The sequence below is a fragment of the Acinetobacter sp. 231_lipA genome, assembly GCF_058243005.1.
The window spans coordinates 627,528-649,002 of the sequence record NZ_JBZAYU010000001.1 but is presented as its reverse complement, the minus strand read 5'-3'; the positions used below and the strand labels follow the sequence as shown (position 1 = coordinate 649,002).

The window sequence follows — 21,475 nt, the reverse complement described above, 5'->3', positions numbered from 1 at the left end:
AAACAAAACTGGAGTCATGATGAAAAAGCAACATTTTAAATTCACTGCATTGTGCATGTTGGGCCTAGGGATGAGTCAGATGGCTTTGGCGGAAACAGCACCGCGCCAAACATTACCCAGCTTTCAAGCCAAAGACATCCCTGCAATGTGTAATGCCAAAATTGCGGATGTGAAAAAGCAACTTAAAACGTTTGAAAATAAGCCCCTTAAAAACGAAACGGCAGCAGCACCTGTATTGGCTGAATGGGATCGTATTTTTGCATCATTTGAAGATTTTTACGGCCCGATTGGTCTGTATAGCAATGTTGACCCTGATGAAGCACTGCGTAAAGCGGCTGAAGACTGTGAAATTAAAATTAGCCAATTCCAAACTGATGTGTATCAAAATCCAAAGCTATATCAACAAATTAAGAAAATTAAAATTGCTGATCCGATTGAAGCCAAGTTCCGTGAAGATATTTTGGAAGGTTTTGAAAAAACAGGGATACAGCTTTCAGCAGATAAACAAGTACGTTTAAAAGCGATTTTTGATGAATTGGCAAAAGTTGAACAAGAGTATGCACGTAATGTACGTGATAATCCTGAAAAACTCGAATTTAGCCCAGATGAGCTAAAAGGCCTGCCACAAAGTTATATCGACGGCTTAAAGAAAAATGAAAAAGGTAATTATCTACTGGGGTTTGAGTATCCAGATTATCGTCCGTTTATGGAGTTGGCAGATAACGATGACGCACGTAAGCGTTATCAAATTGCATTTACCCGACGTGGTGGCGAGAAAAATTTAGCGCTGCTGAAGCAAGCGATGGACCTACGTTATGAGTTAGCACAACTGTTTGGCAAGTCTAGTTATGCCGAATGGGTACTGCAAAGCCGGATGGCGAAAACGCCTGAAACCGTGAATAAATTCTTGGCAGAGGTACATGCTACCGTAGCACCCCTAGAGAAAAAGGAAGTCCAAACTCTACGTGAGTTTAAAGCACAAAGTTTAAATATCCCTGTTGAGCAAGCCAGTATTGAGCGTTGGAGCGAAGCATATTGGAGTGAAAAATTACGCAAAGCCAAGTATCAGGTCGATCAAGAGCAACTACGTCAGTATTTTCCAACGCAAGCCTCTCAAGACTGGCTATTTTCCATTTCTGAAAACCTGTATGGCATCAAGTTTAAGCCTGCAAAAGTCGAGGTTTGGCAAGATGAAGTGGAATATTATGATGTGACCGATGCTAAAACAGGGCAACTGCTCGGCGGCTTATATATGGATAAATTTCCACGTAAAGGTAAATATGGACATGCTGCTGTGTGGGGTGTTTATGGCGGCAGTAGCCTAACTGGACGCAAACCGATTTCAGCACTGGTCACTAACTTTAACCGCAATGGTTTAAATAGCGATGAGTTAGAAACTTTTGTACATGAGTTTGGTCATGCGCTGCATGGCATTTTATCTAACACACGTTTTTCATCTCAGTCAGGAACTTCGGTTGAGCGAGACTTTGTCGAAGCACCGTCACAAATGTATGAAGAATGGGCTCGACGCAAAGAGACTTTGTCAAAGGTGGCAGACTACTGCAAACCTGACTGCCCACGCGTGGATGATGCGTTGATTGCCAAACTCAATGCCGTGCATAGTTATGGGCGTGGTTTGCATTATGCACGTCAGACGTTGTATGCACAGTATGACATGGCGCTACATGGTAGTGATGCACGAGAGGTTCAGCCCTTAAAGGTTTGGGAAAAAATGGAAGGGGAAACGGCCTTGGGCTATGTTCCAACCACCGAGTTTCCGGGGCAGTTTGGTCACATCATGGGTGGTTATCAAGTCGGTTATTACGGCTATATGTGGTCAGAAGTGATGGCGTTGGACATGCTTTCAGCCTTTGGTGATAACTTAAATAACCCTGAAGTGGGGCAGCACTATCGTCAAACCATTTTGTCCCAAGGTGGTCAAAAACCTGCCAAAGCATTGGTCAAAGACTTTTTGGGTCGTGAACCTGATAACAAAGCCTTTTTCGATGAAATTACCGGTCAACGGGTGAAATAAGGGGCATTTTTATGCTGGCATATATTATTCGTCGAATTTGGCAAATGATCCCGACCATGCTTGGGGTGGTTTTGCTGATTTTCTTCTTGTTTAACTGGGTCGGTGGTGATCCTGCCTATATTTTGGCAGGGAAAATGTCGAACCCTGAACAGATTGAAAATATCCGACAGCAGCTTGGGGTCGATCAGCCCTATTATGTGCAACTGTGGATTTTCATCAAACAGATTCTGACTTTTGATTATGGGCTGAGTTGGAGTACAGGGGAGTCAGTATCGCAAATCATCATGACACGACTTGGGCCTTCACTGACTTTGCTCATTCCACTGACGATCTTACAAACCATTATTTCTATTATTTTGGCTTTGGCGGTGGCAGCGGTGCGTGGCAGTTTAACGGATCGTATGGTGATGATGCTGTGTACGATTGGCATGTCGATCAGTATCTTGGTGTATATCATTGTTTTTCAGTATGTCTTTGCCTATCAGCTGAGCTGGTTTCCAGTACAAGGCTGGAGCGATAGCTTTAGTGAGAACCTGTTTAAGTATACTTTATTACCTATTCTGATCATGTTAGTGGTCAGTATTGCCCCGACTTTACGGTTGTATCGTAGTTTTGTTTTGGATGAAGTCAATCAAGACTATGTTCGTACTGCACGTGCCAAAGGGATGGGTGAACGGCGCATTTTAGGCGTGCATGTGCTACGTAATGCCTCAATCCCGATTATTACAGACGTGATGGCAAGTTTACCTGCTTTGTTGATTGGTGCATTTTTGATTGAGCGTTTCTTTGGTATTCCGGGCATTGGTCGTGAAGTAATTATTGCGGTAGAGCGTAGTGATTTTCCCGTAATTAAAGCCATTACCGTGTACGTTGCCCTCGCAACGATGTTTTTCAACTTGATTGCCGATTTGATTTATAAATGGGTCGATCCACGTGTACAGTTGAAGTAGGTGAATTATGCTCAGTGTTCTCACTAAAAGAAAACCAGATACTGCTGAACCTACAACAGCATCTACAGGGCTATGGCAACTCGCCATGCGCCGTTTAAAACGCGATCGAATCGCGATGTTTTCACTCCTAATCGTACTGTTTTATTTGGTGCTGTTAATTTTGTCATCCACAGGATTGATTGCAAAAGACTGGAATAAAGAAGTTGCGGTGAGTTATGCACCGCCTACGTTTATCGGTGCAGCAGCGATACCTGCTACGCAAAGTGAAGCACAAAAAGTCGAAGCGGCTGTGCCTGAAAACCCTGTTGATCCTTTAAAAGATGTCATTCGTGAGCTCAATGCAGAAATTGCTGCTGAACAAGGTGTGGGTGGTGCAATTGATTATTATGGGGTTGTTGATCCTTTAGCCGAAGATATGAAAGCGATTGACCAAGCGCTGGATGGTCATTTACTAGATCAACAAGCGGAACTCAAGCAAAGCCTGATTTTAGGTGCCGACAAATGGGGACAAAGTGTTTTACTGAAAACCATTAAAGGTGCAGAAACATCAATTATTGTTGGCTTAGTCGCAGCTTTTCTTGCTGTGGTGATTGGTACCGTTCTAGGTGCAATTTCGGGCTACTTTGGTGGCTGGGTCGATGATGTCTTGAACTGGTTTTATAACATTTTCACTTCGATTCCTTATTTGCTCTTGGTTTTAGCGATTGCCGCAGTACTACAACAAAAAGGCGTTTTATCGATTGTTTTGATTTTGGGTTTAACGGGGTGGACGGGAGTATATCGTTTAATTCGTGCCGAATATATGAAGCATACTTCGCGGGAATATGTGCTGGCGGCAAAAGCGATTGGAGTGAGTCATGGCCGACGTATCTTTGTGCATATATTTCCCAATGTCAGTCATATTGCACTGGTTCAAATGTCAATTTTAGTGGTGGCCTTTATTAAGTCAGAAGTGATTTTGAGCTTCCTAGGTTTTGGTGTCCCTGTTGGTGTGGTGTCATGGGGCAGTATGTTGAATGAAGCGCAAAGTGAACTGATTTTAGGCAAGTGGTGGCAGTTAGCGACCGCTTCGGTAGCAATGGCGGTTCTGGTCACTGCATTTTCAATGTTTACCGATGCACTGCGAGATGCATTAGACCCGAAACTGAAATAGGAGCATGAGAATGTCTGAACTTAATCATATGACAGCGCCAGCCTTACTTCAGGTGGAAAACTTGCGTGTCAGCTTTAAAAATGAAGAAAAGCAGTACATTGAAACAGTCAAAGGCATCAGTTTTAGTATTCCAGTGAATACCACTGTGGCCTTGGTTGGGGAGTCAGGTAGTGGGAAGTCGGTCACATCGCTAGCAACCATGGGGCTATTACCTACAGAAAGCAGTCAAATTGCTTCGGACAGTAAAATTCTGTTTGAGGGGCAAAACCTACTCGATTTAACGCGTCGTGAAATGCGGAAAAAGTGCGGTAAAGATATTGCCATGATTTTTCAAGAGCCGATGTCATCCTTAAATCCTGTGTTTACGGTAGGTTCACAAATTGCAGAAATTTTGCAGTTACATTTGGGCATGAGTCGTAAGCAGGCGCGTGTACGTGCTTTGGAACTCTTGATAGAAGTTGGGATTCCATCTCCTGAAACCAATATTGATGCTTATCCGGGGCAGTTGTCGGGTGGGCAGCAGCAGCGCGTCATGATTGCTATGGCAATTGCGTGTAAACCCAAACTATTGATTGCTGATGAACCGACAACAGCGCTGGATGTCACCATTCAAAAGCAAATTTTAGATTTGCTGGAGTCGTTGCGGAAGAAGCATCAAATGTCGATGCTGTTTATTACCCATGATTTGGCTTTGGTCGGGGAAATTGCCGATCAGGTAATCGTAATGCGGCATGGTCAAATTCGTGAACAAGGCAGGGTTAAAGATGTGCTTGAACGCCCTCAAGATGTCTATACCAAAGCGTTGTTACACTGCCGTCCACAATTGTCCAAACGTCCCATGCGTTTGCCCATGATCAGTGATTTCATGCAGCAAAAGGGTGATGACTATATTGAAACGCATACCATCGATGTCGAGTCACTTCAACAAAGATCTCGCGGCTTAACTGGCCAAGAAGAGATCATTTTAGATGTGCGAGACCTTAAAAAGTCATTTTATAGTCGTAAAGGATTATTCGGCAAAGAGGAGTTTCAAGCGGTCAAAGGCGTGAGTTTCCAACTGGCAAAAGGCAAGACTTTGGGCTTGGTGGGTGAGTCTGGTTCAGGGAAAACCACCATCGGATTATTGCTGATGCGCTTAAAGGCGGCGACGGGAGGAAAAGTGCTGTTTGAAGGTCAAGATATTTTGGCCATGTCAGAAAAAGAGTTTGCTCGGTATCAACGCAAGATTCAAATTATTTTCCAAAATCCCTATGCATCACTCAATCCACGTTTTACCGTCGGGCAGATTTTAATGGAGCCGATGCAAGTGCATGGGATCGGCGCGAATGATGCTGAACGTAAACAGATGGCTTTGGAACTGTTGGAGCGTGTGAGCTTACCTGCACAGGCTTTTTATCGTTATCCACACGAGTTTTCAGGCGGACAGCGTCAACGTATTGCGATTGCGCGCTGCCTAACTTTAAAACCTGAAATTTTGATTTGTGATGAGTCTGTTTCAGCGTTGGATGTTTCGGTACAAGCCCAAGTACTGAATTTGCTGCAAGATTTACAGGATGAATTTGGACTGAGTTATATCTTTATTTCACATGATTTATCAGTGGTGAAATATATTTCAGATCAAATCATGGTCATGAATCATGGTGATTTGGTGGAAATAGCCAATTCAGATGATTTGTACCAGTCTCCACAGCACGAATATACTAAACGCTTACTTAGCGCCATTCCGCAAAGTGTGGCATGAATGGGCTGCTGTTGGCGGGGGAATAAAAACGCTCAATAAGTTGGGCGTTTTTTATAAGGAGCTTGCAGTTTTTTCGTAAGCGTCCGCTGAACACATCTTATGAATTCGTCCTATAAGCCTTAATTTAGTCCTCACTTAAAAACAAGTGGGAACTTAAATTTATGACTACAAATAATCAGACATCCATCGCATCTCTTACGATAATACGAAGAACATATAGTGCTGAATTTAAACAGCAGATCGTTCAGGCGTGTAAAGCATCGGAGGTTTCAATTGCTTCGGTCGCTTTGCAACATGGATTGAATACACATCTTGTATCCAAATGGATTCGCTTAATTGATGCTAAGCCAGGGAATGATCGCTCACCCCTACCGAATAAACCTGCATTTATTGCCTTATCTTGCTCCGCACCATTAGATCCTATCCCTACTGGCATGTTAACGGTTCAAATTACTTTACCCCACTCAAAAGCAGAAATTGGCTTGAAATGGCAAGTATCAGAAATATCTGCTTTAGCAGAATTACTCAAGGCACTTACAACATGATCCGTATCGATGAAATCTGGTTGTCTACCCAGCCCATGGACATGCGTGCAGGTATGGATACGGCCATGGCTCAGGTGGTGAGAGCCTTTGGCTACATCAAACCGCATTGTGCTTACCTGTTCTGTAATAAACGTGGCCATCGCATGAAAGTGCTGGTACATGATGGACTGGGGATCTGGCTGTGTTCTCGGCGGTTGGAACAGGGCAAATTTCACTGGGCTAAAGTTCATCAGGGTGAAACCCTTGCACTCAGTCCAGAACAGTTACAGGCACTGATCCAGGGTTTGCCTTGGCAGCGCATTGGACGACAGCAAGTGGTCACAATGCTCTAAACTAGCTTGGTCCATTCTGCTATTCTCCAAACGTTCTATTTCATTCTTCTCATGACCTCAGGCATACTGCGGTCATGAATACACTGCCTGATTTAAGCCAACTGACCCATGAACAACTGCTGGAATTTACCCGGCAGTTGGCAATGCAGCATCAGTCTTTGGCACAATCAAATCAAGAATTAGAAAAATCAAACCAGCAATTGGATGCCAAAGTTCAACATCTTTCCATTCTCACGCAAAAATACGAGCATGAGCTCGCACTATTTAAACAGCACAAATTTGGCAGTAAAAACGAACATCTCACCGCAAAACAAATCCATCTGTGGGATGAAGCGGTCGAAGAAGATATTGCCGCTGTTGATCTGGAACTGGAACGGCTGAATGCAGATAAAACTGATGCAGCGACACACAAAGCCACAGTCAACAAACCTAAACGTCGACTGCTGCCCGATCATCTACACACCATCCGTATCGAGCATGAACCAACATCAACCCAATGTGCTTGTGGCTGCACCTTGCGTCGTATCGGCGAAGATATCAGTGAAAAACTACATTTCAGACCGGCACAGTTCTATAAGGAACAGCATGTGCGTGGCAAATGGGTCTGTGATCAGTGTGACACCCTGACTCAGCAAGCGATGCCCGCCTATGTGATTGATAAAGGTATTGCCAGTCCTGAACTACTGAGCCATGTGTTGGTCTCGAAATACGCAGATCATTTACCGCTGTACCGTCAACGTCTGATCTATCAGCGGGCGGGAATCGAGCTTTCTAGATCAACTTTATCTGACTGGATAGGTCGCTGCGGTGTAGAACTGGAACCTCTGGCCAATGCTTTAAAAGAGGTGGTGCTGCAACAGCGGGTGATCCATGCTGATGAAACGCCGGTCACCATCATGCGGATGAGTGATGATGAGAAAAAACCGAAGAAAGGTTATGTCTGGGCCTATGCAACAACCCAATATAATCCAATTCAAGCCGTGATTTATGACTTTCAGGATAGTCGTTCAGGCCAGCATGCTGAAGCGTTCCTGAAAGACTGGCAGGGCCATCTGGTCTGTGATGATTACAGTGGTTATAAAGCACGCTTTAAATCAGGCCAAGTCATTGAGGTGGGCTGCATGGCGCATGCTCGTCGTAAATTCCATGAACTGCATGTGACCAAGAAAAGTCAGGTCGCTGAACAGGCCTTAGTGCTGATTCAGAAACTGTATGCCATAGAAGCAGAACTCAGGAGAAAGACCGATGGTACAGCAGAACAGCGCCGCGAATACCGACAACAGCATAGTCAACCGGTGATGCAACAACTGTATGAATGGCTCAACCAGCATCAACTGACGGTGCCATCGAGTTCTCCAACCGCCAAGGCCATCAATTACACTCTGAAGCGTTGGCCAGCTTTAAGCCGCTATCTGGATGATGGCAATCTACCGATTTGCAATAATTGGGTGGAAAACCAGGTGCGGCCTTGGGCGTTGGGACGTAAGAACTGGTTATTTGCAGGTTCGCTGCGTAGTGGTCAGCGAGCGGCAAACATCATGACTTTAATCCAGTCAGCAAAGCTGAATGGGCTGGATCCGTATGCCTATTTAAGTGATGTGCTGAAAAGATTGCCGACCCATAAAGTGACCCAAATAGAAGAATTGCTACCACACCGCTGGAAATCCAACTCAAATTAAAAAATAGACATGGGGTTCAGCGGACGCTTACATTTTTTCTGATCTAGAACAGAAAGAGGGCTTATTGTGCAGTGTAAACACATATAAAAAGAGCCACTCGAAAGTGGCTCAAATTTGGACTTTAAAAATTAAAACTTCTTAAAGCTTTTATTTCCAAAAGGTTTACGTGGCGCATTTTCATCACGCGCGTCGCGTTGACCATAGGTGCCTTTGTTGCCAAAGTTCTCTGGACGGCTGTCACGTTGTGCATAGCCTGAGTTTTGGCGTGGTTCATGTTGACCATAACCAGTTTGTGCATTGTCCTGACGACGTTGGCTATGTCCATTTGGATTTTCACGGCGTTCACGATTGAAAGCTGGCTTCGCTTGTTGTTGGCCTTCATCTTCATTGTCACGGCGCTGTTGGCGTAAGAAACCACCACGACGCGCAGCCATTGGTTTTTCTTGCATACGTTCAGTACGACGTTTTGCCATGCCGTATAAACCAGTGCCTTGGCGCGGCTTTAGCTCAACCGCTTTGGTTAAGTTGTCGATGTCGTTTTTGTCCAACTCCATCCAACGCCCCGTACGTAATTCACGCGGTAAAATAACCGTGCCATAACGTGTACGGAGTAGACGGCTGACTTTTAAACCTTGCGATTCAAAAATACGACGTACTTCGCGGTTACGACCTTCTTTTACCACCACTTGATACCAACGGTTAATCCCTTCACCGCCAATTTCAGAGAATGACTCAAACTTTGCTGGGCCATCATCTAACACCACACCTTTGAGCATGTTGTTCTTAATTTGAGGCGTCACTTCACCCATAACACGTACAGCATACTCACGTTCAACTTCGTTTGATGGGTGCATCAAGCGATTCGCCAACTCACCATCGTTTGTAAATAGTAGTAAACCTGTTGAGTTAATATCCAGACGACCGACCATTACCCAACGATCATTCGCGATTGCAGGCAATTGCTCAAATACAGTTGGACGTGACTCAGGATCACTACGTGAACAAATTTCGCCTTCTGGTTTATAGTAAATCAGAACACGACGACGAATTTCATCTTCAATTTGGAACGATACTTTACGACCATCGATGCGAAGCTCATCACCTGGTTCAATACGTTCGCCTACTTGGGCAACTTGGCCGTTGACACTCACACGACCAGCGGCAATGACTTCTTCCATATAACGGCGAGAACCCAAACCAACTCGTGCGAGTACCTTTTGCAACTTTTCACTCATGACAGCATAACCTTAGAAATTATCATCAACAGTTCACCTATTTACGACTTCGGTGCATTCGCATCGAGCGCCATAAAAGCTTCCTTGGCATCCTGCAGGGGAGGCAACTGACCTAAAGAATTTAGGCCAAATGCATTTAAAAATTGGGGCGTCGTAACTAACAACGCAGGTCTTCCTGGGAGTTCACGAAAACCGGACTCTTTAATCCAGTTCCAATCAAATAACGTGCGTAACAGTTGACTGTTATTTGAGACTCCTCGAATTTGTTCTATATCTGCTCGAGTGACGGGTTGATGATAGGCAACCACGGCCAACATTTCGAGTAGCGATGGCGAGAGGCGAGTTGGTCGCTCTGGCCACGTTTGTGCAACGATTTGACGGTATTTTGCTCGAACCTGAAAACGAAAACCTTGAGCAGTTTCAATCAGTTCGATCGAACGACCATGTTGTAGCATGGCAAGTTGTTGTAAAAACTGGCGTAAATCTTGTTTGCTATATTGATTTTGGAACGATTCTTTCAATCGTGCAAGTGAAACAGGCGCATCACTGGCAAAAATAATCGCTTCTAACTGCATCAGTACTTCATGCAAGTTATCTTCGTTCGTTACAGGAGCGGTTTGTTCTAACATTATTTTTTGACTCCTTGTATCGAAAGCGGTGCTTCAATACCTGAACTCACAATTTGAATACGTTGCTGACGGGTTAACTCTAAAATGGCCATAAACGTCACGACCATGCCCATACGTCCTTGAATGGGACGCAGCAAAGATTCAAAAACTAAAACTTCACCTGAAGCGACTTTGCTTTCAATAAAAGCCATGCGCTCTTCAAGTAAAACAGGTTCTTGTGCAATTTGATGGGTGATCGGCTCAGGTCGGTTAAATACACAGAACAGTGCATCACGTAGCTGTTGCACATTATGACCGTCATTATTATCTAGAGTTTGGCCTAAGCTGACATTGGTTGAGAAGGTGTCTCGCTCTAATATAGGCATTTGCCCCAAGCGTTCAGCCGCTTGTTTAATCCGGAGATAAGTTTCTAAACGGTCAATCAGCTCTTGTTTTGGGTCTTTTTCAATTTGGATTGTATTGGGTGCTTTTGGCAATAGCAACCGTGACTTTAAATCAGCCAATAACGCGGCCATCACCATATAATCTGCTGTCAGCTCAATGTTCAGCGACTTCATGGCATCCATATAAGACAGGTATTGCGCTGCAATCGGGGCAATATCTAACTGTAATAAGTCGAAGCCATTTTTTTGAATCAGGTAAATCAGAAAGTCGAGTGGCCCTTCAAAATGCTCTAAAAGAATTTCAAATGCAGCAGGAGGAATATATAAATCCTCGGGGATGGAATCATGCCACTCATCCATAACACGGATTTGTGGAAGATCTTCCATGGCATTATGGACGGATTGATTCATTACAGTTATTGGCCACGCGAATTTTCAAAGGCATGATTATGTTTTTTCGAATCAGTACTTAGGAGAAAAAGTAGAGGTGATTTAAAAAATACATAATTTTAATAGCGCTTAGTGTAAAACAAATTGCGGTGTGAATACATGATTTCACCGACCAAATAACAAAAAAAGCTGCAAATAAATAGAGAGTATTTATTTGTGTGATGCCTTTTATCCACTGATGTCGTAGCTAAATTTGCAGAAATGGGGTGGGTTTGAGAGAACTTGGCACACTTAGGGCCTAGTCCTGTAGTTTGCAAAATAATCGATTTGCTACAGATAGGTAGATGGGTGATACAGATTTATTGAGATTAGAGTAGTGATGGACAACGCTTTAATTTTATAAATGGTTTGAATGAGTGAAGAGAGTAGCTGAAGCTCAAGTTAATGTCAGTTGACGCCAAAGAAAAGATTTACTCAGGTGCTTGTAGCGCAAATTCAATGATGCGCTGACAGCTGTCTTGTAGGCAGAGATTTTTGGGTTCGAGGAATTTGAAATATTGTTGGATGGTCGAGATCGGGAGGAAATAGCTGTACAGATTCTCTTCCCGCATAATGCAGTTGATTGAACTCGGGCTTTGCACCAAAGTCTCGGACTCAAGCGTCCAAGGACGCTGCACATATAAACTATGTTGCTCGGGAAATTGATTCAGATTGAGCAAAACCGTAAACAGGGTCATGTTGATCTCTTGAGAATGTGAGATTTAGTTTCCCTAGCGAATAAATGCAGCGCATCACTCAAATGCGCTGACATCACCAAGTCCACGGCGAATCACTTCAGGGTGATCACCTGATAAATCGACAATACTGGTGGTGCTTAATGTGCCCAGCCCGCTGTCGATAAACACATCAATTCGTTTTGACAGTTGCATTTCAATGTCATAGGGATCATCCAGCGGTTCTTCTTGATTCGGCAGGATTAATGTACTGGTTAGTAGCGGCTCGCCTAACTCTTTGAGTAACATTTGGCACACTGGGTTACTTGGAATACGTAAACCAATAGTTTTTTTCTTCGGATGCATCAAGCGTTTAGGCACTTCACTGGTTGCAGGCAAAATGAACGTCGTCACGGCTGGTGTATTATTTTTCAGTAAACGATACATAGCATTGTCCACTTTGGCATAAGTGGCAATATCGGACAGATCCGCGCAAATGATGGCATATTGATGTTTGGCCCCAAGGCCGCGAATTTGAGCAATCCGCTCCATGGCATTTTTATTCCCAATCTGGCAGCCAATGGCATAAGCGGCATCGGTCGGATACACCACCACATCGCCTGCGCGAATCCGTTCTACTGCTTGGCTGATTGAGCGTGCTTGAGGGTTATCAGGATGGACTCTTAAATGAAGCATCGTTTTTATCTCCTGATGGTTTTTTCAACATTATCGCGCTTTATCTCGGTGATGTTCAATGACCAAAATGTGAATCGTGTGAAATTTAGTCGAGCATTTCTCTTTGAAATTCATCGCTCTGTAATGTTTTGCCAGCACGAGTACATAGGCAAATACAGTCAATGAAGTGTTTCGCATCGCGCGGTAATTGGGCTTGGCCTGAAAAATAAGCCTGAACTTGAGCGAAAACATGGTCTTTGAAGCGGTTGCCGTCACCACCTTCACCAGTCAGATTGTCTAAGGAAACACGGAACTTCCGACCAAAAGCTGTGGCAAATAACCATTCAATGGCTTGCGGTTTAATTTCAACCTGCTCAAATAAAGCTTGTTGCTCAGCCGTACGACCATCGGGTGCATACCAGTAGCCTAAGTCGGGGAGTAGACGGCGTTGGTCTCCTGCGATGCTCCAATGGCTGATTTCATGCAAGGCGCTATTAAAAAAACCATGGGCAAATTGGATGCGTGCAGGGGTGCTGTCTATCGCGGGAAAATATTCAGGTTCAAAGTCACCTTTAACCAAGTTGACATTCAGGTGGGAAAACCAACGATTAAAGTGTAAGATGAGCCAATCAACTTGTTCTGCTTCTGTACACAAATTCTCCCACGTCGAGAGTTGCACTTGGCGGTTTGAAATGTCAGAATCGACAGTTGAAATTGTGCTCACAAGTGATGAAATACTCACTTCTGTTTGCGGCTGCAACAGATGCATGACTTAAGTTACCCAAATGGTCTGTCTAAATAAGTACAAAATTGTATCTTAATCTTTGACAGAGTACTGATGAATTTGTAGAATTGCCGCCTTAATTATGTCAGCAAATACCTTTCCGGCACAGATTGAGCCGTTTAAATGGGCCGAACAAGGCTTTACATGGTCAGGAACACTGCCATTGTCTCGCTTTGCTCGTATAGCCCGTGAAGCTGTTGGATCAATTGATGATCAATTGATTAACATAGACTGTAAGCTATCAATGGATGCGTATCATCGTATTGTATGGCTAGATGGTCACGTTGAAACGAACGTTCCAATGGAATGCCAGCGCTGTTTAGGCACGGTAAACATTGAACTCGTTTCAAATTTTCATCTAGCTCTAGTGGATGATGAGTCACTGATAGAGCGCTTGGATGAGGATGCTGATTTCATCGTCTTAGGTGAAAGTGAAGCAACGACGAAAGGTAGCTATGATGCGCCTGCGACGGCTGATTTACTGTCTCTGATAGAAGATGAATTGTTATTGTTGATGCCTTTGTCCGCTAAGCATGACGCTTGTGAACATAAGCACCAACCTGCCGTTGAAGAACTTGTTGAAGAAAAGCGGGATAATCCGTTTGATGTTTTGGCAAGTTTGAAGGGTAAACTTAACTAATTTTTGTGTTATACTCTTCCGTATAAGACAACTGAATTTGTTCTGATCCATATTTTTCGATTTGTAAGGAGCCATCATGGCCGTTCAGCAAAACCGTAAAAGTCGCTCTCGCCGTGACATGCGCCGTTCACATGACGCTTTAACCGAGAATGCATTAACTGTAGACCAAGCTACTGGCGAGATTCACCGTCGTCACCACGTATCTAAAGATGGTATCTACCGTGGTCGTCAATTATTCGCTAAAGCATCTGCTGAATAATTGTCGAAGCATTAAGCTTAAAGCTTAGTCGAAAAAAGGGGAGCGTAAAGCTCCCTTTTTTTGTTGTCGAATTTTTATCGCCGCTGTTTTTGTTGTATTTGGCAATTACATCGACCTAAATTAAGTGTTAAATTTTCGCTCCATAAACGAGAGCAAAGACAAGAAAGGACTTTTTTATGTCTGCGAAACAACTTGATCAAGTCGCTCAGGCAACAAAAACAGCTTTTGTATTTCCCGGTCAGGGTTCACAAAAGGTTGGCATGTTGGCTGAATTGGCAGAACAATTTGCCAGTGTTGAAGCAACATTTGCAGAAGCCTCTAAAGCGGTTGGATTCGATTTGTGGCACATTGCACAATCTGGTGAAGGTTTAGACCAAACTGAATTTACCCAACCTGTATTGTTAACTGCCAGCATTGCTTTGTGGCGTGTATGGTTAGAACTTGGTGGTGTTGCACCAAAGTATTTGGCGGGGCACTCACTTGGTGAATACAGTGCGTTGGTTGCAGCTGGAAGCCTAAGCTTAGGCGATGCAGTCAAGCTGGTAAACTTGCGTGGCAAGTTAATGCAAAGTGCTGTACCTCAAGGTAAAGGCGCAATGGCAGCCATCTTAGGTTTAGATGATGCGCAAGTTGTTGCTTTATGCCAACAAGTTTCGAGTCAAGCTGAAGGTTCAGTTGAAGCAGCTAACTACAATGCTCAAGGTCAAGTGGTGATTGCTGGTGAAAAAGCAGCAGTTGAAGCAGTCATGGCTTTAGCCAAAGAAAACAGCGGCAAAGCGATTGCACTCCCAGTTTCTGTTCCATCGCATTGTTCATTGATGAAGCCTGCTGCAGAACAGTTTGCAGAAGCTTTGGAACAAACTGCCATTGAGCTGCCTAGCATACCTGTAATACAAAATGTGGGCGCGGAAATTGCTACAGATGTAGCACAAGTCCGCCAAGCACTTACCGCTCAGTTATATGAGTCTGTACAGTGGACCAAAACAATGCAGTTTATTCAGGATCAAGGGATCCAATATGTTGCAGAGTGTGGTCCAGGCAATGTTTTGGCAAACTTGGCAAAACGTCTACCTAATATTGAAAAAGCATTTCCACTCGATAGTAAATCGCGCTTGGAAGATGCACTAAATGCCATTTTAGTGGCTGAAGGAAAAATTGCATGACACAGGAACGCAAAATTGCACTCGTGACAGGTGCAAGTCGAGGGATTGGTGCTGCCATCGCTCAGCAACTTATTCAAGACGGTTATTTTGTTGTGGGTACTGCGACATCTGAGTCGGGTGCAGAAAAATTGGCTGCAAGCTTCGGTGAGCACGGTGCAGGTAAAGTGCTCGATGTTCGCGATGGCGCTGCCATTGATGCGCTTGTCACTGACATTGAACAAAACTATGGCCCTGTGTTGGTTTTGGTGAACAATGCTGGGATTACCAAAGATAATTTGTTACTACGTATGTCAGAAGATGACTGGGATGACATTTTAAATATCCATTTAAAAGCAGTTTACCGTTTGTCGAAACGCGTTTTAAAAGGTATGACCAAAGCGCGTTTTGGGCGAATTATTAATATTAGTTCTGTGGTTGCACATTTTGCTAACCCAGGTCAGGCCAACTATTCAGCAGCGAAAGCTGGTATTGAAGCATTTAGCCGTAGCCTTGCAAAAGAAATGGGTAGCCGTCAAATCACTGTAAACTCAGTGGCGCCTGGTTTTATTGCAACAGAAATGACTGAGCAATTAAGCGAAGATATCCGTAAAAAAATGAGCGATCAAGTGGCCTTGAACCGTTTAGGTGATCCACAAGATATTGCAAATGCGGTGAGCTTCTTGGCATCAGACAAAGCAAATTACATTACTGGTACGGTAATGCATGTAAATGGTGGTCTATACATGAGCTAATTGGCTGATGGATAAACTTTCAAAATTTTAAAGATTCAATTAAACTAACGGCATTAAAAACGCCACAAGCAATGAGGAGAATTCCTGTGAGCGATATCGAACAACGCATCAAGCAAGCAGTTGCAGAACAACTTGGTCTTAAGGCTGAAGAAATCAAAAACGAAGCATCTTTCATGGATGACTTAGGTGCTGACTCTTTAGACCTTGTTGAGCTTGTTATGTCTTTCGAAAACGACTTTGACATCACAATCCCAGATGAAGATTCTAACGAAATCACAACTGTACAATCTGCGATTGACTACGTTTCTAAGAAACTAGGTTAATACATATTGTTTCAGCTTTGCTGAATGGAAAAGCCACCCACTTGGGTGGCTTTTTTATGCCTTTCAAAAAACGCAAAGCGCCTAACTCACCTTTAAAATCTGCTATTTACTGGGGTAACTTACAAAGCTTTACCTTAAGAGGACTATTCGCTACCAAATCTGTTGTCTTTTTTGGGTATAAAAAAGGGTGTCTCATTTTTGAGCATTCAATATAACAACACTGATATAACAAGATGGAGCATACACATGGGTCTTTTTGATTTTGTTAAAGGCATTGGTAAGAAAAATACAGCAGCAGCCGAGCCTCAAGCTGCACCAAGCACACCAGCAGAGCCATCTGCTCAAGAAATTGCCAACAAGTTATTGGGTCATATCAAAGCATTGGGCTTACCTGTGACGGGACTTTCAGTTAGCTATAACTCCACCACGGATTTGGCGACAGTGAAAGGGCAAGTTCAGACTCAAGCCGATAAAGAAAAGATTGTTTTAGCCGTCGGTAATATTGACCATGTGGCACAAGTCGATGATCAACTCACTGTGGCTAGCCCTGAACCTGAAAGTAAGTTCTACACAGTTAAATCGGGCGATAATCTATCAAAAATTTCCAAAGCATTTTATGGTGATGCCAACCAGTACAATAAAATTTTTGAGGCCAACCGTCCGCTATTGAAAGATGCAGATGATATTTTCCCAGGCCAGGTCCTGCGTATTCCTGCTTAAATTAAAAGGCTAAAAAAGGCGCATGAAGCGCCTTTTTTATTTGAGAGTGGAATGTTGATCGAGTGCTTAGCGACTTGCTTTCACAACAGCATGCTGACTGAGCATACCTAAGGTAATTTTTTTTACCTCATCTCGACTTTGTTGAATGTGAGCGCTGATCTTTTCAACGGCAAGCTCCGTCTGTTGCTGTGCTATATAATTCAAAATGGCTTGATGCTCCGCATAGGTGGCTTCAATCCGATCTGTTTTTGAAAAATCGAGGCGACGAATAATGCGAATTTTTTCACTGACTTCTTGGTGAATTTTGATCATTTCTTGATTGCCAATGGCGCGAACCAATGCGCAGTGAAAATCTTCATCAATTTTCGCCATGGCTTTTAAACTTGACAGATACTGCTCAGGTGCAACCATCCAAATTTTGTGTAGGTGTTTCATTTCCTTCGAGGGCTGAGATGCACTGCTGCATAACTTTCGAATTGCATACTGCTCAATCATGATGCGTAGCTCATACAGCTCATCGTAGTATTGCAAGTTCAACGGACGGACAGTCCAGCCACTACGAAATGCTACCTCTACATAGCCTTCTTGTTGCAGTCGATATAGTGCTTGCCGTGCAGGCGTGCGGCTGACCTGATAGCTCAAGGCGATTTCGGATTCGGTAAAACGTTCACCAGGCATCAATTTGAAATCAAAAATATCGTTTTTTATTTGCTGGTAAACAAGTTCAGACAAATTGTCTGAACTTGAACCTGCACGTGTCATATTCGGCATGCGTTATTCCATATAAACCAAAGGCTCTCCGCTATGAACGGTTTGTCCAGCCCGACAAATAATGGCTTTGACAGTACCATCATCCGCAGCGTACACCGGTAATTCCATTTTCATGGCTTCAATAATAGCAATGGTTTCCCCTTTTTTCACAATCTGACCTTGTTCCACTAATATTTTCCAAATATTACCGGTCATCGAAGCATGTAGCGCTGCATAGGCACTGTAGTCGGTCTCATCAGGTGCTTCTGCAACCAGATGTTCTTGATGATCAACGCTTTCTTTCCATAAGCCCACTTCAGCACTAAAAGCGTGTTGTTGCTGTGCTTTAAACTCGGCAATGCTGTCTTTTTCATCTTCAAGCAGTTGTAAATACGCGGCATAGTCAAATTCAGTGTCTTCAATTTGAATTTGTGCTTGACCATTTTCAAAGTCGGCACGCCATTGCTCTAACTCTGACTCAGATACGGGGAAGTATTTGATTTGATCAAAGAATTTTAGAAACCATTGTTTGTCGCCAAACTGTTTGTTCTTTTTAAACTTATTCCAGATGGGTAGGGTGCGTCCGACCAGTTGGTAGCCACCTGGAGAGTCCATGCCGTAGATACACATATACATGCCGCCAATGCCTACGGTACCTTCAGCGGTAAAAGTACGTGCAGGGTTGTATTTCGAGCTTAATAGGCGATGGCGTGGGTCAATCGGTACTGCACAGGGCGCGGTGAGATAAACATCACCAAGGCCTAAAATGAGGTAATGGGCATTGAAAATAATTTCTTTGACTTGCTCTCGGCTGTTTAAACCATTAATCCGTTGAATAAAATCGATATTGTTCGGTAGCCAAGGCGCTTTGGCACAGACACTTTCTTGATAGCGTTCAACAGCACCTAAAGTTGCACTGTCTTCGAATGCCATTGGGAGATGAATGATCCGTGACGGAATCTTGATTTGGCTTAAATCACCCATTTGCTGTTCAAGCTTGAGTAGAAATTCGATCAATTGATGCTGTGGAAGCTTGAGTCCATCGTATTTGATTTGCAGCGAGCGTACACCGGGAGACAGCTCCAATATGCCTTTAATATTGGCTGCGCGAATGAGTTGCATGAGCTGATGAACGCGTAAGCGTAGCGCCAAGTCTAAAACGTTGTCACCGTACTCCAGTAGAATATAGCTGTCACCCGCTTGGCGGTATACCGTGCGTGGAGACACATCAGTTGCCTCTAAGCTGGCAAGAATTGCGGATGGTGGAATGTCACTGCTTGGTGGCTCAGAATTAAGGGCTGCATGAGCAAAATTTTCGATCCGTTCAATTTGTTGTTGTTCTAAGGTATTGGCTTGTTCAACGGTTAAAGGATAAAAGCTGATTTTATCATCGGCTTTAAGTTGACCCACTTTCCAAAGTTCAGCTTTGGCAATAGTTACAGGGCAAACGAAGCCCCCCAGACTTGGCCCATCTTTGGCTAAAATGACAGGGAAGTCACCTGTGAAGTTAATTGCACCAATGGCATATTCACAGTCATGGACATTGGATGGGTGGAGTCCTGCTTCACCTCCATTTTCACGTGCCCAACTTGGTGTTGGCCCTGACAGTCGGATGCCTAAACGATTGGAGTTGAAGTGTACGGTCCATTCGGAAGCAAAAAACTCTTCAATATATTCGGGTTTAAAGAAGTCAGGTGCACCATGTGGTCCATACAGAACGCCAATTTTCCACTCTTTGCCGTAGCTTGGAATGAGTGCAGGAGATAGAGCTTGTGGTTCTTGCGTGGCTAAAGGGGTGTCGCTATTTGGATGAGCTGTGTTGACGAGTTTGATCATGTCGCCTGCACGAAGCACACGTCCTGCATGACCGCCAAAGTTACCTAAAGCAAAAGTCGAACGACTGCCCAAATATAGGGGGATATCGAGTCCATGACGAACGGCTAAATAGCTACGACAACCAGACTCGACCTGTCCTAAGCTAAGTACTTGACCTGCGCGAATGTGAATCGGCTGCCAAAAGTTCACGGGCTTATCATCCAGTTGCACAGGGCATGGCGCACCTGTCAGTGCAATCACAGAGTCTTGGTGAAACTTGAGACTTGGGCCTTGTAGGGTGAACTCGAAACCTGCTGCGCTAGCATCATTCCCTACAATTTGATTGGCCAATTGAAAAGCATAGTCATCCATAGGACCCGATGGTGGTACACCAATATCCCAATAGCCAACACGTCCCGGAAAGTCCTGAATTGAGCTTTGCGTGCCAGCTTGGAGTACTTCAATCACATTTGGTACGTAGTCAAAGTCATCTAGCAAGCGTGTCCAGATTTGCATTTGTGCAAAGCGTTCATCAGAGATCACGCTATGTGCATAGTCTAAATTGGTGCTGATGCCATTTAAACGAGTTTGAGAGAGCACACTTTTTAGTTGCTCAATGGCTTGTTCACGGGTATCCGCATGTACGATGATTTTGGCAATCATCGGGTCAAAATATTGCGAAATTTCTGTCCCTGTTGAAACCCATGTATCAACACGACAATTGTCTGGAAATGCAACTTCGGTCAGTACACCCGGGCTGGGTTGGAAGTTTTTAACTGGATCTTCTGCATAAATACGCACTTCAATCGCCGCACCTTGCGGTTGGATGTTGCTAAGTGCCGTCCAATCCAGTGCATCGCCCGCAGCAACTTTAAGCATGCATTCAATCAGGTCTAAACCCGTCACCATCTCAGTGACAGGATGTTCCACTTGTAGTCGGGTATTGACCTCAAGGAAGTAAAATTCATCGCGTGCAGCATCATAAATAAATTCGACCGTACCTGCGCTGCGGTAATTGACAGATTTGCCGAGTTCAACTGCTGCTTGGTGTAGTTTTTGACGTGTGGCTTCGGGCAGATGAGCAGCAGGGGTTTCTTCCACAACCTTTTGGTTACGACGTTGCAATGAACAGTCGCGTTCGCCTAATGCAACCACTTGACCTTGACCATCACCAAAAATCTGAACTTCGACATGACGCGCACGGTCAATAAAACGTTCTAAAAATACGCCCGAATCTTTAAAAAATTGTGCACCTAAACGTTTGACGCTTTCATAAGCTTCAACTAAGGCTTGTTCATTATCACAGCGGGTAAGACCAATGCCACCGCCGCCTGCGGTGCTTTTCAGCATGATGGGGTAACCAATCTCTGTAGCCGCAGAAATTGCCTCATCTAAGCTTTCAAGTAAGCCTGTACCCGGTGTCATAGGCACCTGTGCAGCGGCAGCTAGTTCACGTGCACGGTGTTTTAAACCAAACTCTAAAATTTGTGTCGCGGTTGGCCCCATAAAGGCAATATTATTTTTCTCACAAGCCTCTGCAAATTCAGCACTTTCTGATAAAAAGCCATAGCCGGGGAAAATAGCTTCAGCCCCCGTTTTTTGAGCGGCTTGAATCAATTTTTCAATGCTTAAATAAGTGTCGGATGGTTTTAAGCCGTCTAGAGCAATGGCAATGTCCGCGTCTTTGACATGTTGTGCGTAACGATCACTGTCTGAATATACCGCTACACTGGTCATCCCCAGTTTTTTTAAAGTGCGAATTGCACGTACGGCAATTTCGCCACGGTTTGCAATCAATACAGTTTTAAACATTTTATAATTCCTAAATTT

Annotated in this window: 21 protein-coding genes; 13 read left to right on the top strand and 8 right to left on the bottom strand. The window is 44.0% G+C overall.

Going from position 1 to position 21,475, the window contains the following annotated elements; all coding sequences use genetic code 11:
- Positions 1–19: 19 nt before the first annotated feature.
- The 7 genes from AC4CUX_RS03285 (at position 20) to tnpC (ending at position 8,435) form a co-directional block, all read left to right on the top strand.
- Positions 20–2,035: a M3 family metallopeptidase gene (locus tag AC4CUX_RS03285; RefSeq protein WP_490748059.1), complete on the top strand. Its 2,016-nt coding sequence runs from the start codon at positions 20–22 to the stop codon at positions 2,033–2,035.
- Positions 2,036–2,046: 11 nt separating this feature from the next.
- Positions 2,047–2,985 carry an ABC transporter permease gene (locus AC4CUX_RS03280; protein ID WP_490747458.1) on the top strand — a complete coding sequence of 313 codons (939 nt, stop codon included), beginning with the start codon at positions 2,047–2,049 and terminating at the stop codon, positions 2,983–2,985.
- A gap of 7 nt (positions 2,986–2,992) precedes the next feature.
- Positions 2,993–4,138, top strand: a complete 1,146-nt coding sequence (locus AC4CUX_RS03275; protein ID WP_436905672.1) for an ABC transporter permease — start codon at positions 2,993–2,995, stop codon at positions 4,136–4,138.
- A gap of 10 nt (positions 4,139–4,148) precedes the next feature.
- Positions 4,149–5,879, top strand: a complete 1,731-nt coding sequence (locus AC4CUX_RS03270; RefSeq protein WP_490747459.1) for an ABC transporter ATP-binding protein — start codon at positions 4,149–4,151, stop codon at positions 5,877–5,879.
- Between the two features lie 161 nt (positions 5,880–6,040).
- Positions 6,041–6,424, top strand: a complete 384-nt coding sequence (locus AC4CUX_RS03265) for a transposase (RefSeq protein WP_490792180.1) — start codon at positions 6,041–6,043, stop codon at positions 6,422–6,424.
- A complete protein-coding gene (tnpB, locus tag AC4CUX_RS03260) occupies positions 6,421–6,756 on the top strand; it encodes an IS66 family insertion sequence element accessory protein TnpB (RefSeq protein WP_004684362.1) in 336 nt (111 codons plus the stop codon). The genes AC4CUX_RS03265 and tnpB overlap by 4 nt, the downstream gene beginning before the upstream one ends.
- Before the next feature lie 74 nt (positions 6,757–6,830).
- A complete protein-coding gene (gene tnpC, locus AC4CUX_RS03255) occupies positions 6,831–8,435 on the top strand; it encodes an IS66 family transposase (RefSeq protein WP_205667426.1) in 1,605 nt (534 codons plus the stop codon).
- Positions 8,436–8,563: 128 nt separating this feature from the next.
- Here tnpC and rluB read toward each other — a convergent pair whose 3' ends face one another.
- The 6 genes from rluB to AC4CUX_RS03225 all read right to left on the bottom strand — a co-directional run bounded on the left by rluB (position 8,564) and on the right by AC4CUX_RS03225 (position 13,229).
- Complete coding sequence (rluB, locus tag AC4CUX_RS03250; RefSeq protein WP_490792179.1) at positions 8,564–9,670, bottom strand: 23S rRNA pseudouridine(2605) synthase RluB; 1,107 nt, start codon at positions 9,668–9,670, stop codon at positions 8,564–8,566.
- Positions 9,671–9,711: 41 nt separating this feature from the next.
- Positions 9,712–10,299 (bottom strand): SMC-Scp complex subunit ScpB, encoded by a 588-nt coding sequence (gene scpB, locus AC4CUX_RS03245; RefSeq protein WP_010327370.1) that lies wholly within the window; start codon positions 10,297–10,299, stop codon positions 9,712–9,714.
- Entirely contained in the window at positions 10,299–11,093 is a 795-nt protein-coding gene (locus AC4CUX_RS03240; RefSeq protein ID WP_262471376.1) for a segregation and condensation protein A, read from the bottom strand. Before AC4CUX_RS03240 ends, scpB begins: the two co-directional genes overlap by 1 nt.
- A gap of 449 nt (positions 11,094–11,542) precedes the next feature.
- Positions 11,543–11,809 (bottom strand): hypothetical protein, encoded by a 267-nt coding sequence (locus AC4CUX_RS03235; RefSeq protein WP_279739255.1) that lies wholly within the window; start codon positions 11,807–11,809, stop codon positions 11,543–11,545.
- 54 nt (positions 11,810–11,863) lie between these two features.
- Entirely contained in the window at positions 11,864–12,481 is a 618-nt protein-coding gene (locus AC4CUX_RS03230) for an L-threonylcarbamoyladenylate synthase (RefSeq protein WP_004695345.1), read from the bottom strand.
- 85 nt (positions 12,482–12,566) lie between these two features.
- Positions 12,567–13,229, bottom strand: a complete 663-nt coding sequence (locus AC4CUX_RS03225) for an elongation factor P hydroxylase (protein WP_058870158.1) — start codon at positions 13,227–13,229, stop codon at positions 12,567–12,569.
- A 97-nt stretch (positions 13,230–13,326) separates the two neighbouring features.
- Between AC4CUX_RS03225 and AC4CUX_RS03220 the strand changes: the two genes are divergently transcribed.
- The 6 genes from AC4CUX_RS03220 to lysM all read left to right on the top strand — a co-directional run bounded on the left by AC4CUX_RS03220 (position 13,327) and on the right by lysM (position 17,080).
- The gene (locus AC4CUX_RS03220; RefSeq protein WP_490792178.1) at positions 13,327–13,884 is read left to right on the top strand and encodes a YceD family protein; all 558 of its coding nucleotides are present in this window, start codon (positions 13,327–13,329) and stop codon (positions 13,882–13,884) included.
- Between the two features lie 76 nt (positions 13,885–13,960).
- Complete coding sequence (gene rpmF / locus AC4CUX_RS03215; RefSeq protein WP_004695348.1) at positions 13,961–14,143, top strand: 50S ribosomal protein L32; 183 nt, start codon at positions 13,961–13,963, stop codon at positions 14,141–14,143.
- Between the two features lie 176 nt (positions 14,144–14,319).
- Positions 14,320–15,306, top strand: coding sequence for an ACP S-malonyltransferase (gene fabD / locus AC4CUX_RS03210; protein WP_062034056.1), 987 nt, complete (start codon positions 14,320–14,322; stop codon positions 15,304–15,306).
- Positions 15,303–16,037, top strand: a complete 735-nt coding sequence (gene fabG, locus AC4CUX_RS03205; protein ID WP_004695350.1) for a 3-oxoacyl-ACP reductase FabG — start codon at positions 15,303–15,305, stop codon at positions 16,035–16,037. The genes fabD and fabG overlap by 4 nt, the downstream gene beginning before the upstream one ends.
- An 86-nt stretch (positions 16,038–16,123) precedes the next feature.
- Positions 16,124–16,360: an acyl carrier protein gene (gene acpP / locus AC4CUX_RS03200; protein WP_004695351.1), complete on the top strand. Its 237-nt coding sequence runs from the start codon at positions 16,124–16,126 to the stop codon at positions 16,358–16,360.
- 246 nt (positions 16,361–16,606) lie between these two features.
- Positions 16,607–17,080, top strand: a complete 474-nt coding sequence (lysM, locus tag AC4CUX_RS03195; RefSeq protein ID WP_004982938.1) for a peptidoglycan-binding protein LysM — start codon at positions 16,607–16,609, stop codon at positions 17,078–17,080.
- Positions 17,081–17,146: 66 nt separating this feature from the next.
- On the opposite strand, the gene AC4CUX_RS03190 is transcribed toward lysM, so the two are convergent.
- Positions 17,147–17,851 (bottom strand): GntR family transcriptional regulator, encoded by a 705-nt coding sequence (locus AC4CUX_RS03190; protein WP_010327365.1) that lies wholly within the window; start codon positions 17,849–17,851, stop codon positions 17,147–17,149.
- A gap of 3 nt (positions 17,852–17,854) precedes the next feature.
- Positions 17,855–21,457, bottom strand: coding sequence for an urea carboxylase (gene uca, locus AC4CUX_RS03185; protein ID WP_490792177.1), 3,603 nt, complete (start codon positions 21,455–21,457; stop codon positions 17,855–17,857).
- Between the last annotated feature and the right edge of the window lie 18 nt (positions 21,458–21,475).